Source organism: Brevundimonas sp., from assembly GCF_041648615.1.
In the GTDB taxonomy this organism is placed as follows: domain Bacteria; phylum Pseudomonadota; class Alphaproteobacteria; order Caulobacterales; family Caulobacteraceae; genus Brevundimonas.
This window is the reverse complement of record NZ_JBAZOS010000011.1, coordinates 1-13,752: the sequence shown is the minus strand read 5'-3', so window position 1 is coordinate 13,752 and position 13,752 is coordinate 1. Positions and strand designations below refer to the sequence as shown.

At 69.3% G+C, this 13,752-nt stretch carries 17 protein-coding genes; 14 read left to right on the top strand and 3 right to left on the bottom strand.

Features of this window, described 5'->3' with window-relative positions; translation table 11 throughout:
• Positions 1 to 25: 25 nt before the first annotated feature.
• From WC555_RS06295 to WC555_RS06275, 5 genes are all read left to right on the top strand, one after another.
• Positions 26 to 1,555, top strand: a complete 1,530-nt coding sequence (locus WC555_RS06295) for a CHASE3 domain-containing protein (RefSeq protein WP_373252198.1) — start codon at positions 26 to 28, stop codon at positions 1,553 to 1,555.
• The gene (locus WC555_RS06290) at positions 1,555 to 1,980 is read left to right on the top strand and encodes a response regulator (RefSeq protein ID WP_373252196.1); all 426 of its coding nucleotides are present in this window, start codon (positions 1,555 to 1,557) and stop codon (positions 1,978 to 1,980) included. Before WC555_RS06295 ends, WC555_RS06290 begins: the two co-directional genes overlap by 1 nt.
• A complete protein-coding gene (locus WC555_RS06285; RefSeq protein WP_373252193.1) occupies positions 1,977 to 3,035 on the top strand; it encodes a sensor histidine kinase in 1,059 nt (352 codons plus the stop codon). The genes WC555_RS06290 and WC555_RS06285 overlap by 4 nt, the downstream gene beginning before the upstream one ends.
• A gap of 23 nt (positions 3,036 to 3,058) precedes the next feature.
• Complete coding sequence (locus WC555_RS06280; RefSeq protein WP_373252190.1) at positions 3,059 to 3,502, top strand: NUDIX domain-containing protein; 444 nt, start codon at positions 3,059 to 3,061, stop codon at positions 3,500 to 3,502.
• A gap of 88 nt (positions 3,503 to 3,590) precedes the next feature.
• Positions 3,591 to 3,770, top strand: a complete 180-nt coding sequence (locus WC555_RS06275; protein WP_300468783.1) for a CsbD family protein — start codon at positions 3,591 to 3,593, stop codon at positions 3,768 to 3,770.
• Positions 3,771 to 4,019: 249 nt separating this feature from the next.
• Here the strand turns inward: WC555_RS06275 and WC555_RS06270 are convergent, their stop codons facing one another.
• The 3 genes from WC555_RS06270 to WC555_RS06260 are packed head-to-tail and all read right to left on the bottom strand — an operon-like array spanning position 4,020 to position 6,282.
• The gene (locus tag WC555_RS06270; protein WP_373252188.1) at positions 4,020 to 4,520 is read right to left on the bottom strand and encodes a hypothetical protein; all 501 of its coding nucleotides are present in this window, start codon (positions 4,518 to 4,520) and stop codon (positions 4,020 to 4,022) included.
• Positions 4,521 to 4,555: 35 nt separating this feature from the next.
• Positions 4,556 to 5,734 (bottom strand): VWA domain-containing protein, encoded by a 1,179-nt coding sequence (locus tag WC555_RS06265; RefSeq protein ID WP_373252186.1) that lies wholly within the window; start codon positions 5,732 to 5,734, stop codon positions 4,556 to 4,558.
• 20 nt (positions 5,735 to 5,754) lie between these two features.
• Positions 5,755 to 6,282 (bottom strand): N-acetyltransferase family protein, encoded by a 528-nt coding sequence (locus WC555_RS06260; protein WP_373252183.1) that lies wholly within the window; start codon positions 6,280 to 6,282, stop codon positions 5,755 to 5,757.
• Positions 6,283 to 6,400: 118 nt separating this feature from the next.
• Between WC555_RS06260 and WC555_RS06255 the strand changes: the two genes are divergently transcribed.
• The 9 genes from WC555_RS06255 (at position 6,401) to WC555_RS06215 (ending at position 13,265) form a co-directional block, all read left to right on the top strand.
• The gene (locus tag WC555_RS06255; protein ID WP_373252182.1) at positions 6,401 to 7,321 is read left to right on the top strand and encodes a histone deacetylase family protein; all 921 of its coding nucleotides are present in this window, start codon (positions 6,401 to 6,403) and stop codon (positions 7,319 to 7,321) included.
• A 61-nt stretch (positions 7,322 to 7,382) separates the two neighbouring features.
• Entirely contained in the window at positions 7,383 to 8,015 is a 633-nt protein-coding gene (locus WC555_RS06250; RefSeq protein WP_373252180.1) for a histidine phosphatase family protein, read from the top strand.
• A gap of 7 nt (positions 8,016 to 8,022) precedes the next feature.
• Positions 8,023 to 8,355, top strand: coding sequence for a DHCW motif cupin fold protein (locus WC555_RS06245; protein WP_373252178.1), 333 nt, complete (start codon positions 8,023 to 8,025; stop codon positions 8,353 to 8,355).
• A 15-nt stretch (positions 8,356 to 8,370) separates the two neighbouring features.
• Positions 8,371 to 9,009, top strand: coding sequence for a peptidylprolyl isomerase (locus WC555_RS06240; protein ID WP_373252176.1), 639 nt, complete (start codon positions 8,371 to 8,373; stop codon positions 9,007 to 9,009).
• Positions 9,010 to 9,060: 51 nt separating this feature from the next.
• The gene (locus tag WC555_RS06235; protein ID WP_373252173.1) at positions 9,061 to 9,309 is read left to right on the top strand and encodes an exodeoxyribonuclease VII small subunit; all 249 of its coding nucleotides are present in this window, start codon (positions 9,061 to 9,063) and stop codon (positions 9,307 to 9,309) included.
• On the top strand, positions 9,309 to 9,659 hold the full coding sequence (locus WC555_RS06230) for a tRNA-binding protein (protein WP_373252171.1): 351 nt from the start codon (positions 9,309 to 9,311) through the stop codon (positions 9,657 to 9,659). The genes WC555_RS06235 and WC555_RS06230 overlap by 1 nt, the downstream gene beginning before the upstream one ends.
• Before the next feature lie 47 nt (positions 9,660 to 9,706).
• Positions 9,707 to 10,579, top strand: coding sequence for a polyprenyl synthetase family protein (locus WC555_RS06225; RefSeq protein WP_373252169.1), 873 nt, complete (start codon positions 9,707 to 9,709; stop codon positions 10,577 to 10,579).
• A 116-nt stretch (positions 10,580 to 10,695) separates the two neighbouring features.
• Positions 10,696 to 12,606, top strand: coding sequence for a 1-deoxy-D-xylulose-5-phosphate synthase (dxs, locus tag WC555_RS06220; RefSeq protein WP_373252166.1), 1,911 nt, complete (start codon positions 10,696 to 10,698; stop codon positions 12,604 to 12,606).
• A gap of 206 nt (positions 12,607 to 12,812) precedes the next feature.
• Positions 12,813 to 13,265, top strand: a complete 453-nt coding sequence (locus tag WC555_RS06215; RefSeq protein WP_373252165.1) for a hypothetical protein — start codon at positions 12,813 to 12,815, stop codon at positions 13,263 to 13,265.
• Positions 13,266 to 13,752 lie beyond the last annotated feature (487 nt).

Below are 13,752 nucleotides of genomic sequence, written 5' to 3'. Positions count from 1 at the left end.
AACGCGCCGCTAATGCTCGCGCCCGATGATCCCGGCGCTGCGTCCCACGCTTCTGGCCCTTGGCCGCTTCCTGCGCACGCCGTCGCTCAGCCGGTCCGTGGTCGCCCTGCTGACGGGGGCCATCGCCCTGCTGCTGATCGTCAACATCGCCGTCTTCGTGATGCTGCAGCGGACCGCCGACTTCAACGACAGGGTCGAACAGGGCCACCGCATCCAGCTGGCGGCCCGAGAGGTGCTGACCCTCTCGGTGGACGCTGAAACGGGCCAGCGCGGCTTCCTGCTGACCGGTCAGGCCGGATATCTTGAGCCCTATACGCAGAGCGCGGCCCTGCTGCCCGAAAAGGTGAGCGAACTGGCGCGGCTGACGGCGGGCGACCCGGACCTGGCGCCGCGTGTCGAGCGCCTTCAACTCCTGACCCGGCAGCGTCTTGACGTGATCGACCGTACCATCGCCCTCGGCCGGATGGGGCGGGTGGCGGACGCCGTCGAGGTGATCCGGGACGGTTCGGGCAAACGCCTGATGGACCAGATGCGCGTCGAAGCCGCCGCCATCGAGGAGGTGCAGGCGACCCGCCTTCAGTTCAGCACGCGCCAGACCGAATGGGCCTCGAGCGTCACGGTTGTGATCAACACCCTCGCGGGCCTGCTGATCCTCGCCCTCGCGGGCGTCAGCGCCTGGCTGATCCGGCGCTATGTGCTGGAAATCCAGCAGGCCCGCGACGCCCTCGACGCCATGAACGCCGGGCTCGAGGCCAAGGTCCGCGACCGCACCTTCGAACTGACCCGCGCCAATGAGGAGATCCAGCGCTTCGCCTATATCGTCAGCCACGATCTGCGCGCGCCCCTCGTCAATGTCATGGGCTTCACCTCCGAGCTGGAGCAGGCGGGCAGGGTCATCGACCGTCAGATGACGGCGGTGGAGACCAGGGCGCCCAAACTCGTCGAGCAGGACGCCCTGACCGCGGTGCGCGAGGACCTGCCCGAATCCATCGGCTTCATCCGCGCCTCGACCGAAAAGATGGACCGGCTGATCAATGCGATCCTCAAGCTCTCGCGCGAGGGCCGCCGCAACCTGGTTCCCGAACCACTCGACATGACCGCCATGGCCCAGGGCGTCGCCGACAGCGTCCGGCACCAGACCGACGCCTCTGACGCCGAGATCGTCGTCGAGCCGCTGCCGACGGTCGAAAGCGACCGGCTGTCGATGGAGCAGGTGCTGGGCAATCTGATCGACAACGCCGTCAAATACCTCGAACCGTCGCGTCCGGGCCGCATCGTCGTCTCGGGACGGGCGGTCCCGGGCGGCTGGATCGAGTATCGCGTCGCCGACAACGGCCGCGGCATTTCCGAACGCGACCACGAACGCATCTTCGAGCTGTTCCGCCGCTCCGGACGTCAGGACCGGGCGGGCGAAGGCCTCGGCCTGGCCTTCGTGCGCAACAGCGTGCGCCGCCTGGGCGGCGACATCACCGTCGAGTCAGAGCTTGGAAAGGGCTCGACATTCATACTGAAATTCCCCACACGCCTCGTCCTCGCGGACGCCGGAGACTACTGATGAGCACTGCCGTGAAAATCGTGATGGTCGAGGACGATCTCGGCCACGCCAAGCTGATCGAGAAGAACATCCGGCGCGCCAATATCGCCAACGACATCGCCCATTTCGCCGACGGCGGCTCGGCCATGGATTATCTGTTCAGCGAGGAGGTGCGGCTGAACGGGCCGATGCTGATCCTGCTGGACCTGAACCTGCCGGACATGTCGGGCACCGACATCCTCGAGCGGGTCAAGAGCGACGAGCGCCTGAAGCGCGCGCCGGTCGTGGTCCTGACCACCACCGACGACAAGACCGAAATCCAGCGCTGCTACGACCTCGGCTGCAACGTCTACATCACCAAGCCGGTCGACTATGAAAGCTTCGCCGGCGCCATCCGCCAGCTGGGGCTGTTCCTGTCCGTCATGCAGGCCCCGGACATCGAGTGAGCGCCCAGGTGAGGCCCGAGGGACAGGTCATCCGCCTGCTCTATATCGACGATGACCGCGGCCTGTCGCGGCTGGTCGAGAAGGAGCTGGCCCGCCACGGCTTCGCCGTCGCCTGCGCCTCCAACGGAGACGCGGGTCTGGAGATTCTCGCCGCCCGCGCCGCCGATTTCGATGTCGTCGCCCTCGATCACTACATGCCGGGCCGCGAGGGTCTGGACGTCCTGCCCGAGATCATCGCCCTCCCGAACCCGCCGCCCGTCGTCTATGTCACCGGGGCCCAGGAGGGCCGCATCGCCGTCGCCGCCCTGCGCGCCGGCGCCGCCGACTATGTCATCAAGGACGTGTCCGAGGACTTCACCACCCTGCTGCGCAACGCGCTGGAGGAGGCCGTGTCGCGCCGCCGGCTGCAGCGCGAGAACGACGAGGCCCAGGAAGAGGTTCGCCTCGCCCGCGACCGCGCCGAGGCCATGCTGCGCGAGGTCAACCACCGCGTCGGCAATTCGCTGCAGCTGGTGTCCAGCTTCATGTCGCTGCAACTGCGCCACCTCGTCGACGAGGGCGCCCGCGCCGCGCTCAAGGAATCCCAGGCCCGGATCGAGGCCGTGGCCCACGTCCACCGCCGGCTCTACACCTCGGGCGACATGTCCTCGGTGGCCATGGACGAATATCTGGAAGGGCTGATCGACGAACTGGGCAAGTCCGTCGGCCCCGGCGATTCCTCGCCCACCATCACCCTGAGCGCCGCGCCCATGCGCGTGTCCACCGATCAGGCCGTGTCGCTGGGCGTCGTCGTCACCGAACTGGTCACCAACGCCGTCAAATACGCCTATGGCCCCGGCCAGGGCGGCGAGATCCGGGTCATCCTCGCGCCCGACGCCAACGGCCGCGCCCTGCTGACGGTCGAGGACGACGGCCCCGGCCTCGGCGACGGCAAGGCCAAGGGCACGGGCCTGGGCGGCAAGATCATCACCGCCATGGCCTCGGGCCTGCGCTCGGCGGTCGAATACGACGGCGAGCATCGCGGCGTCCGCGCCCGTCTCGCCTTCGATCTTTAACGGCCCGAACGCGTTAGGCGTCCATGCTGCAATTCGGACATCGCGATCCCGGCCTGGACTACGCCCCGCGCCCCACGGCGTTCGGCCTGGTGTTCCATGACGCGAAACTGGCCTGCGTCCGCGTCGACCGGGGCGAGGGCAGCTATTTCGACCTGCCCGGCGGCGCCGTCGACGGCGACGAGACCGAGGAACAGGCCCTGGTCCGCGAATTCGTCGAGGAAACCGGCATGTCGGTCCGGCCCTTCGTCCGCATCGCCGGGGCCGCCCAGTATTTCCGCAAGTCCGACGGGGCCCCGATCAACAACCACGGCGGCTTCTGGATCGCGGAACGGCTGTCGCTGGATCCCGCCGCCAAGGTCGAGGCCGATCACGAACTGGTCTGGCTGCATCCCCACACGGCGGCCGCGCAACTCCGTCACGACGCCCACGCCTGGGCCGTGACGGTCTGGCTGCGGCGTCATGCCTAGCTGAGCCATACGGAACGCCGCCCGCACCCAGCCGCTCCCTATGTTGAAGCGCGGTCGCCTCGGCTGCGTCCTGTCAGGAGAGACTCCCATGGCTGATCACGATCGCATCGAAGGCGCCGCCAAGAACATGGGCGGCAAGGTCAAGGAAGCCGCCGGCAAGGTCACCGGCGACGAAAAACTGAAGGCTGAAGGCCGCGCCGATCAGGTCGAAGGCAAGGTCCAGAACGCCGTCGGCGGCCTCAAGGACACCCTGCGCGGCGACAAGTAGCAGACCCAAACCTTGTCATCCCGGACGCCGCGAAGCGGCGATCCGGGACGCCGGCTTCTCACCTGGTTGATCCTCCCGGAAGCTGCGAAGCAGCTATCCGGGAGACGGGTCAGGGTTGCGGCGCGCTGGCTGCCTGTCTCCCGGACAATCGCGCTGCGATTTCCGGGAGATTTCAATTGGGGCGCGTTCTCTCCCGGATCACCGCTTCGCGGCGTCCGGGATGACAAGAGCACAATGCTGGTCGCCGCGTTAGTCGCCGCGGAGCCGGATTCTCAGACCTTCCTGGGTCGGGGCCCGACCGTCGGCGGGCCGGCATTCCTCGGTCCACGCCACCCCGCCTTCGGGCCGCGCGCGAGGACGGGATTCACAGGTCTGCTCCTGGGGCGTGACCAGCGGCCGCGCCGGCCGGTCCGGCGCGCCGCACTGCAGGGCGTAGCGGTCGCCCGCCGCCTCCTGCCGGCATTCGTCGGGCGCGCCGGCCGGAGCCAGGCCGGGCGGGAGGGCGTCGCCGAGGTTGGCCGCCAGGGCGAAGCGCACCCGCGCCTGACAGGCCTGAAGCGTCTCCGTCGACTTGCGGATCAGCGGGCTGCACTCGGCCCGCTCATAGCCATAGGGGTCGGCGCGGGCGCTGTCGGGGATGGCCGGAATTTCGACCGGGGCGGCCGCCGGCGGAGGCGGCGGCGCCTCCCAGACGACCTGCCCGGACGTCGCGGCCTGTTGCAGCATGACGGCGAAGACGATGGCGAGCATGGCGGAACTCTCCCGGAAACCGCGTCGATCCTAGCCTATTTGGCCAGCGCCCGCATCGCCTTCTCCAGCCCTTCCAGCGTCAGCGGATACATCCGCTCGTCCACCAGTTCGCGCACCATCCCGACCGAGGCGGAATAGCTCCAGTACCGCTCGGGCGACGGGTTCAGCCAGGCGACCTTGTCCCACTGCTGGGTGGCCCGCTTCATCCAGACGGCGCCGGCCTCCTCGTTCCAGTGCTCGACCGAGCCGCCCGGCATGGTGACCTCATAGGGGCTCATGGTGGCGTCGCCGACGAAGATGGCGCGCCAGTCGCCGGGGTATTTGTTCAGCACCTCCCAGGTCGGGATCTTCTGCTCGTGCCGACGCCGGTTGTCCTTCCACACCCCCTCGTAGAGGCAGTTGTGGAAGTAGAAGAATTCGAGGTGTTTGAACTCGGTCTTCGCGGCCGAGAACAGCTCCTCGCACATCTTCACATGGGCATCCATCGACCCGCCGATGTCGAGGAACAGCAGGACCTTGATCGTATTGCGCCGCTCGGGACGCATGTGGATGTCCAGCCAGCCCTGCCGCGCCGTGCCGTCGATGGTGGCGTCCATGTCCAGCTCGTCCGCCGCCCCCTGCCGCGCGAACCGGCGCAGACGGCGCAGGGCGACCTTGATGTTGCGCGTGCCCAGTTCGACCTGGTCGTCGAGATTGCGGTACTCGCGCTTCTCCCAGACCTTGACCGCCCGGCCCTGCTTGCCCGGCCCGCCGACGCGCACCCCCTCGGGATTGTAGCCGCCGTGGCCGAACGGGCTGGTCCCGCCGGTGCCGATCCATTTTGACCCGCCCTCGTGCCGGCCCTTCTGCTCGTCCAGACGCTGTTTCAGCGTCTCCATCAGCTTGTCGAACCCGCCCAGCGCCTCGATCTGCGCCTTCTCCTCGTCGGTCAGGTATTTTTCGTTGAGCAGCTTCAGCCAGTCCTCGGGCACGTCCAGCGCCGGCTCCTCGCCCGCGCCGACGGTCTCGATCCCGGCGAAGACCTTGCCGAAGACCTGATCGAACCGGTCGTAGTGTTTCTCGTCCTTGACCAGCACGGCCCGCGACAGATGGTAGAAGTCATCGACCTTCCGCCCCGCCACATCGCGATCCATGGCCTCCATCAGATGAAGCCATTCCTTCATCGACACGGGCACCCGCGCGTCTCTCAGGGCGGTGAAGAAGGGCAGGAGCATTGGCCTAACCTGAGCCTGGCTCAGCCGCGCCGCAAGATGAACTCGTCATCCAGCCAGCGACCGACCGGATACTGGTACTCGCCGGCCTTTCCGAAACCGTAAGCCGCATACAGCTTCTGCGCCTTCAGGTTCCCGCTCCAGACGCCGATCCACAGCGGCCCGTCGGTGTTCGCCTCCATCCAGTCCAGGGCCACGGCCAGCAGTTTCGTCCCCAGTCCCAGCCCCTGCGCCGCCTTCGACACATACAGCCGCCGCAGCTCGGCGTGGCTCGGGCGGGCCTCGGGATGGGGCAGGGTGTTGGGACCCGTGTTGGCGAAGGCCAGCAGCTCGCCGTCGCGCTCCGCCACCCACCAGGCCGCGCCGGGCTCCTTCAGCTTCGACCGGATCGTGTCGGCGCTGAAACTGACGTCCAGAAACGCCTTCAGGTCGTCGGCCGGGTAGGGGATGGCGAACCCGTCCACGAAGGTGTCGACGAAGGTCTGGCGCCCCAGCACGCCGAGGGCTTGGGCGTCGGCGTCAACAGCGGGGCGGATCACGGCTTCGGTCATGGCTCCGCACTACACACAGTCACGCCGGCCGTCACCTTCACCGCCCCATTCGCCTGACGCGAATGGCGAGGTGACGTCACCCGCGACAAGCCTCGCGCCCGCTCCTATCCTCCCCACGATGAGCGTCGCCCTCTTCACCCACCCCGACATGATCGAGCACCGCCCCGGCCTCGGTCACCCCGAACGCCCCGAGCGCCTGAAAGCCGTGCTGGACGCTCTCGACGATTCCGGCCTGTCCCTCGACCGCCGCGCCGCGACCGAGGCCGCCGTCGTCGATCTCGAACGCCTCCACCCCGCCGACTACGTCGCCCGCCTGCTGCACGCCTCGCCCGCCGCCGGCCTGAACCCGCTGGACGCCGACACGGTCCTGTCGCCCGGCAGCATCCGCGCCGCCCGCCTGGCCGCCGGCGCGATCGTCGACGCCGTCCGGGCGATCGCCCGGGGGGAGATCGACCGCGCCTTCGCCGCCGTCCGTCCGCCCGGCCATCATGCCGAACCGGATAGGGCCATGGGCTTCTGCCTGTTCTCCAACGTCGCCGTCGCCGCCCGCGTGGCCCAGGCCGAGGGTCTGGCCCGCGTCGCCGTGATCGATTTCGACGTCCACCACGGCAACGGCACCCAGGCCGCCTTCGAGACCGACGCCAGCCTGTTCCTCGGCTCGATCCACCAGGCGCCCCTATATCCCGGCACGGGCGCCGCCTCCGAGACCGGCGTCGGCAACATCGTCAACGCCCCGGTTCCGCCCCACGCGGCCCGCGAGGCCTGGCGCGCGACTTTCTCGGGCGGCCTGATGCCGGCCCTGCACGCCTTCAATCCCGACCTGATCCTGATCTCCGCCGGCTTCGACGCCCACCGCCGCGATCCGCTGGCGCATCAAAGTCTGGAGGCGGACGATTTCGCCTGGGCCACCCGCGCCGTTCTCGAGGTCGCGCGTTCGTGTTGCGGCGGCAAGGTTGCAGCCTCGCTCGAGGGGGGTTACGACCTTGAGGGGCTGGGCCGTTCCGCGGTCGCTCACGTTCAGGCCTTGGGGGAGGAATAAGGACGGTTCGCCAAAGGCTTATCCTCCGCAAATCATGCCCGCCCCCGCCCGAGACTCATTGATGGCAGACCTGCCGATTCCCGTGACGCCCCAGCCGCCCCGCGCGGCCCTGGTTTCGGTGCGGCCCGGCGCCATCATCCTCGCCCGCCACGGCGAACCGGCCCTGTCGCGCAAATGCCTGCTGACCTCCGACCAGTACCGCGACTGGTGGGCCAGATACGAAGTCGGCGGCCTGCGCGCCGGCCAGACCCCGCCGCCCGAACTGCTGGCCACGGCCGAGGGCGCCGGCGCCATCTACGCCTCGACCCGCCCGCGCGCCCAGGAGACGGCCGCCGCCATCTCGGCCGGACGCGAGGTCATGTCGGACGCCCTGTTCATCGAGGCCCCGCTGCCGCCGCCGCATTTTCCGTCGTGGTTCAAGCTGCCGCCCAAATACTGGGGCGTGGTCGCGCGCATCTGGTGGCACGCCTTCAATCATCACGAGGGTCAGGAGACCCGCGCCCAGGCCGAGGCCCGTTCCGAGGCCGCCGCCCGGGCCCTGATCGCCCGGGCCGAGAGCGGTCAGGACGTGCTGGTCCTCGCCCACGGCTATTTCAACCACATGGTCGGCCGCCGCCTTCGCGCCGACGGCTGGGCCCTGGTGCACAACCAGGGCTTCAAATACTGGTCCCAGCGCCGCTACGAGAAGCGCTGACCGGCCGATGAAGTTTCCCGACCTCGCCTTCTCTCTTACCGACTGGTCGACAGTGGTTCAAACCGAGCACGCAGGCGAGACCGGGGTGGCCTTCTGGCGCACCTTCGCCGCCGGCGACCTGCGCGTGAGAATGGTGGAGTATTCGCCAGGCTATCTGGCCGACCACTGGTGCGATCGGGGCCACGTCCTGTTGGTCCTCGACGGCGAGCTGGAGACCGCGCTCGGCGACGGCCGGACCTTCAGACTGACCGCCGGCATGAGCTATCAGGTTTCGGATTTCGGCGACGCACCGCATCGGTCATCGACCCGGACCGGCTGCCGGCTGTTCATTGTCGACTGACCGACGGAGCGCGCGATGATTCGACGGCTTCTGCTATCCTGGCTCTGCCTCTGTCTCGCCGCCATGACGCCGGGACCGGTGTCCGCCCATGCTGCTCCCCAGGACCCCGTCCGGCCGCCGGCGCCCGCCCCCGGCGTCCGCGTCGCCATCGAGACCAGCGCCGGAACCATCCTCGCCGAGACCGACCCCCGCGCGCCCGTCACCTCCGCCAACTTCCTGCGCTATGTCGACGAAGGCCGGTTCGATGGGACCGCCTTCTACCGCGGCATGGTGCTCAGCCCCGCCGCCGGCCTGATCCAGGGCGGAACCAGCGGCGCGGCGGACAAGGTCCTGCCGCCCATCGCCCATGAACCGACCAGCGAAACCGGCCTCACCCACACCGACGGCGCCCTCTCCATGGCCCGTTTCGATCCCGGCACGGCGACCGGCGACTTCTTCATCATCGTCGGCGACGTCAGTTCGCTGGACGCGGGCCAGTCCGCCCCGGGCGACCCCGGCTTCGCCGTCTTCGGCCGCGTGGTCGAGGGCATGGAGGTGGTCCGCCGGATCCTGGCCGCGCCCAAATCCCCGACCGAGGGCGAGGGCTTCATGCGCGGCCAGATGCTGGATCCCCGCATCCACATCGTCTCGGCGCGCCGCGTCCCGAACCAGTAAAGTCCGCTCGCCGCTTGAGACGCGCCGCCGCCCCCTCTAGGGTCGGCTGCCATGACTGACGCCGCCGCCATTCCCGCCGATCTCAGCTTCGAGGACGCCCTGCAGCGTCTCGAGGCCATCGTGTCCAAACTCGAGTCCGGCCAGGCGCCCCTCGAGGAATCGATCGCCCTCTACGAGGAGGGCGCGCGTCTCAAGGCCCATTGCGAGAACCGCCTCAAGGCCGCCCAGCTCCGCGTCGAGAAGATCGTCGTCGGCCCCGATGGCCAGGCGAAAGGCGTCGAACCCGCCGAGTTCAGCTGATGCCGGCCCCGGCCGCCCCGATCGCCTTCGACGACTTCCTGAAGGTCGACGTCCGCGTCGGCCGGGTCCTGACCGCCGACCCGTTCCCCGAGGCCCGCAAGCCGGCGTACAAGCTGACCATCGACTTCGGCCCCGACGTCGGCGTGAAAAAGTCCTCGGCCCAGATCACCGTCCACTACACCCGCGAGGAGCTGGTCGGCCGCAAGGTCGCCGCCGTGGTCAACTTCCCGCCGCGCCAGATCGGCCCCTTCATGTCCGAGGTCCTGACCCTGGGCTTCCCCGACGCGCAGGGCGAGGTCGTCCTGGTCGGCGTCGACCGCGAGGTCGAGATCGGCGGGAGGCTGTTCTGACCCTCCATCCGCCCCAGGCCCCGGCCGCCAACTCTCCCGAACAGGGCGTGGTCGACCGCGTCGCCGAGATCGCCGACCTGGTCACCGTCGCCCTCGACGAGCTGCTGCCCCGCGCCAGCGGCCCGGAATCGCGCCTGACCGAGGCCATGCGCTACGCCGCCCTCGGCCCGGGCAAGCGCCTGCGCCCCTTCTTCGCCCTCGAGGCCGCCAATCTGTTCGACATCGAGGAGCGGCCGGTGCTGCGCGCCGCCTGCGCCCTCGAATGCGTCCACGCCTACAGCCTGGTCCACGACGACCTGCCCTGCATGGACGACGACGACATGCGCCGCGGCCGTCCCACGGTGCACAAGGCCTATGACGAGGCCACCGCCGTCCTCGCCGGCGACGCCCTCCAGACCGCCGCCTTCGACATCCTGCTGCACCCCGACACCCACGACGACGCCGAGATCCGCTGCGAGCTGGCGGCCCGGCTGTCGCTGGCCAGCGGCGCGCGCGGCATGGCCGGCGGCCAGATGATCGACCTGCTGGGCGTGCGCGACGACCTCGGCGGCGTCGCCCGCATGCAGCGGCTCAAGACCGGGGCCCTGTTCACCTACGCCTTCGAGATTCCCCTGATCATCGCCCGGGCCCGCGAGGCCCAGCGTCAGGCCCTGACCAGCTTCGCCCACGACATCGGCCTGGCCTACCAGATTGTCGACGACCTGCTCGACGTCGAGGGCGACGAGGACATCCTCGGCAAGGCGGCCAACAAGGACGCGGCCCAGGGCAAGACCAATTTCGTCACCCTGCTGGGGGTGGAGGCGGCGCGACACCGCGTCGCGCACCTCGCCGACCAGGCCCGCGCCCACCTCGACGTCTTCGGTCCCGACGCCGAAATCCTCAAGGCCAGTGTGGACTACGTCCTGCAACGCCGGTCCTGATCCGGGCCCGGCCTGCACCGCTCCTGCATCGAATTTTCAGATCACCTCGATCCGCACCGCAGCGAAATGCGCTACAGCGTGTTGGAAGACCAAAGGCTTAGGTTCAAAACGCGCGCATGCCCGATACCCCGCTCCTCGACCAGGTTCAGTTCCCCGCCGACACGCGGGGCTTCGACATTCCCCAGCTGAAACAACTGGCTGACGAACTGCGGACCGAGACCATCGACGCCGTCTCGACGACCGGCGGCCACCTCGGCGCCGGCCTCGGCGTGGTCGAACTGACCGTGGCCCTGCACCACATTCTCGAGACGCCGAAGGACATCCTGATCTGGGACGTCGGCCACCAGTGCTATCCGCACAAGATTCTCACCGGCCGCCGCGACCGCATCCGCACCCTGCGCCAGCCCGGCGGCCTCTCCGGCTTCACCAAACGCTCCGAGAGCGAATACGACCCCTTCGGCGCCGCCCACGCCTCGACCTCGATCAGCGCCGCCCTCGGCTTCGCCGCCGCCCGCGACCAGAAGGGCGAAAAGAACCGCGTCGTGGCCGTCATCGGCGACGGCTCCATGTCCGCCGGCATGGCCTATGAGGCCATGAACAACGCCGCCGAGACGACCCATGGCCAGCTGATGGTCGTCCTCAACGACAACGACATGTCGATCGCCCCGCCCGTCGGCGGCATGAGCGCCTATCTGGCCAAACAGGTCTCGGGCGGCGCCTATCAGAACTTCCGGCGTCTCGGCAAAAAGGTCGCCGAGCACATGCCGCGCCCGTTCCGCGACGCGGCGCGCAAGGCCGAGGAATACGCCCGCGGCATGATCGTCGGCGGCACCTTCTTCGAGGAGCTGGGCTTCTACTATATCGGCCCGGTCGACGGGCATGACCTCGACAACCTCGTCCCCATTCTGAAAAACGCCGCCGCCATCACCGACCGCCCGGTGGTGGTTCATGTCGTGACCCAGAAGGGCAAGGGCTACGCCCCCGCCGAAAGCAGCGCCGACAAGCTGCACGCCGTGGTCAAGTTCGACGTCGTCTCGGGCAAACAGTCGAAGTCCGTCTCCAACGCCCCCAGCTACACCAAGGTGTTCGGGACCGAGCTGATCAAGCGCGCGGCCCTGGATCCCGCCATCGTCGCCATCACGGCCGCCATGCCCTCGGGCACAGGTCTGGACCTGTTCGGACAGGCCTATCCGACCCGCACCTATGACGTCGGCATCGCCGAACAGCACGCCGTCACCTTCGCCGCCGGCCTCGCCGCCGACGGGATGAAGCCGGTCTGCGCCATCTATTCGACCTTCCTCCAGCGCGGCTACGACCAGGTCGTCCACGACGTCGCCATCCAGTCCCTGCCGGTCCGTTTCGCCATGGACCGCGCCGGCCTGGTCGGCGCCGACGGGGCCACCCACGCGGGCAGTTTCGACATCGGCTTTATGGGCGCGCTTCCCGGCATGGTGCTGATGGCCGCCGCCGACGAGGCCGAACTGGCCGCCATGATCGCCACCAGCCTCGAGATCGACGACCGCCCCTCCGCCTTCCGCTATCCGCGCGGCGACGGCGTCGGGGTCGAGATTCCGGAACTCGCCGCCCCGCTCGAGATCGGCAAGGGCCGCATCGTCCGCGAAGGCACGACCGTCGCCATCCTGTCCCTCGGCACCCGCCTGCAGGAGTCTCTCAAGGCCGCCGACGCCCTGGCCGCCCGCGGCGTCTCGGCCACGGTGGCCGACGCCCGCTTCGCCAAGCCGCTGGACGCCGACCTGATCCTGCGCCTCGCCCGCGAGCATGAATGCCTGATCACGGTGGAGGAGGGGGCCATGGGCGGCTTCGGCGCCTTCGTGCTCCAGCTGCTGGCTCAGAAGGGCGCGCTCGACGCCGGCCTGAAGATCCGCACCCTGTGCCTGCCTGACGTCTTCCAGGACCAGGACAATCCGGTCGCGATGTACGCCACGGCGGGCCTCAACGCCGAACACATCGCCGCCGCCGCCCTCCAGGCGCTGGGGGTCGAGGCCACGCGGGCCGTCAGGGCCTGACTGCGCTTCTCCCTCCCCTTCATGGGGAGGGTCGATCGCGAAGCGATCGGGGTGGGGTAGGCAGGCCCGGCCGCGAACCGCGCCAGTTTCAAACTTCCCCACCCGGGCTCGGCTGACGCCTCGCCGTCCCTCCCCATGAAGGGGAGGGAGAACGCAACCCCCGCCCTCCGCAGCCGTTCTCCTGCGGGGCTTTGAGGGTTGAGTAGATGAACATCCGTATCCTGACCGCGGTCGCCGCCCTGTCCGTGGGCGTCGTCCAGCCCGCCACCGCCCAGGAGGCTGCGGCCCCGGCCGACGGGCCCATCGAGGTCATGCAGGCCAGCGACACCGCCCTGACCTGTCCGCAGATTTCCGAAGAGGCCGCTGGGCTCAGCCAGCAACTCGGCGGGGCCCCGGGCGCCGGCTTTCTCAGCGCCGTCGGCGGCGTCGCCCAGGCCGGCGCGGCCCTGGTCATTCCGGGCGCGGGCCTCGTCATGGCCGGCGCCGACGCGCTGACGCGGCCCGAGCGCGAGCGCAAGGAGGCCATGGTCGCCGCCGTTCGTCACCGCTGGTACTATCTGAACGGCCTCTACGCCGGTCAGGGCTGCCAGGCGGCCGCCGACGCCGCCGGCCCCACCCCCGCCACCCCCTCCGACGCTGCGCCCGCGCCCCGGTCCTGACAGGGCGGCGAGGCCGTCTCCTCCCCACTCCGTGGGGAGGGGGACCGCCCGCGCCCTTCGCGCGGGGGGTGGACGGGGCGACTCGGTGCGACGGGATCAGCGATCCACCGGCCCCGCCGGCGTCGCCCCCTCCGTCTCGGCGGCGCCAGAGATTCCCCGCCAACCAGACGACTCTGCTTTACTAACTCATTGATGTACAATGAGATCACACAAAAAGTAGCGTCATCTGCCAGCCGTAGCTGGCGCCCCCCTTACAATACTGCTCATCCCGTCGCGGGGGAGGGCGTCTGGCGCCAGGGCCAATCACGTGCGGCGGGATGTGATCGTTGCGGGACGCCGCGCGTCGCCTTTCGGCGGCGGGCGGCGGAACCGGCCGCGCTGGAGGACGGGTTGCTCCCCCTTCCGGCGCGCGCAGGGACTGTCCTCCGGGTTGAAACGGAGGAGCCCAGGAGCCTGGCCGCTCCTGCCCGCCCGGGCTTAGTTTCGA

Coding starts and splice junctions, on each gene's coding strand:
- WC555_RS06295 (WP_373252198.1), top strand. CDS start 26: ATGATCCCGGCGCTGCGTCCCACGCTTCTGGCCCTTGGCCGCTTCCTG.
- WC555_RS06290 (WP_373252196.1), top strand. CDS start 1,555: ATGAGCACTGCCGTGAAAATCGTGATGGTCGAGGACGATCTCGGCCAC.
- WC555_RS06280 (WP_373252190.1), top strand. CDS start 3,059: ATGCTGCAATTCGGACATCGCGATCCCGGCCTGGACTACGCCCCGCGC.
- WC555_RS06275 (WP_300468783.1), top strand. CDS start 3,591: ATGGCTGATCACGATCGCATCGAAGGCGCCGCCAAGAACATGGGCGGC.
- WC555_RS06270 (WP_373252188.1), bottom strand. CDS start 4,520: ATGCTCGCCATCGTCTTCGCCGTCATGCTGCAACAGGCCGCGACGTCC.
- WC555_RS06265 (WP_373252186.1), bottom strand. CDS start 5,734: ATGCTCCTGCCCTTCTTCACCGCCCTGAGAGACGCGCGGGTGCCCGTG.
- WC555_RS06260 (WP_373252183.1), bottom strand. CDS start 6,282: ATGACCGAAGCCGTGATCCGCCCCGCTGTTGACGCCGACGCCCAAGCC.
- WC555_RS06255 (WP_373252182.1), top strand. CDS start 6,401: ATGAGCGTCGCCCTCTTCACCCACCCCGACATGATCGAGCACCGCCCC.
- WC555_RS06250 (WP_373252180.1), top strand. CDS start 7,383: ATGGCAGACCTGCCGATTCCCGTGACGCCCCAGCCGCCCCGCGCGGCC.
- WC555_RS06245 (WP_373252178.1), top strand. CDS start 8,023: ATGAAGTTTCCCGACCTCGCCTTCTCTCTTACCGACTGGTCGACAGTG.
- WC555_RS06240 (WP_373252176.1), top strand. CDS start 8,371: ATGATTCGACGGCTTCTGCTATCCTGGCTCTGCCTCTGTCTCGCCGCC.
- WC555_RS06235 (WP_373252173.1), top strand. CDS start 9,061: ATGACTGACGCCGCCGCCATTCCCGCCGATCTCAGCTTCGAGGACGCC.
- WC555_RS06230 (WP_373252171.1), top strand. CDS start 9,309: ATGCCGGCCCCGGCCGCCCCGATCGCCTTCGACGACTTCCTGAAGGTC.
- dxs (WP_373252166.1), top strand. CDS start 10,696: ATGCCCGATACCCCGCTCCTCGACCAGGTTCAGTTCCCCGCCGACACG.
- WC555_RS06215 (WP_373252165.1), top strand. CDS start 12,813: ATGAACATCCGTATCCTGACCGCGGTCGCCGCCCTGTCCGTGGGCGTC.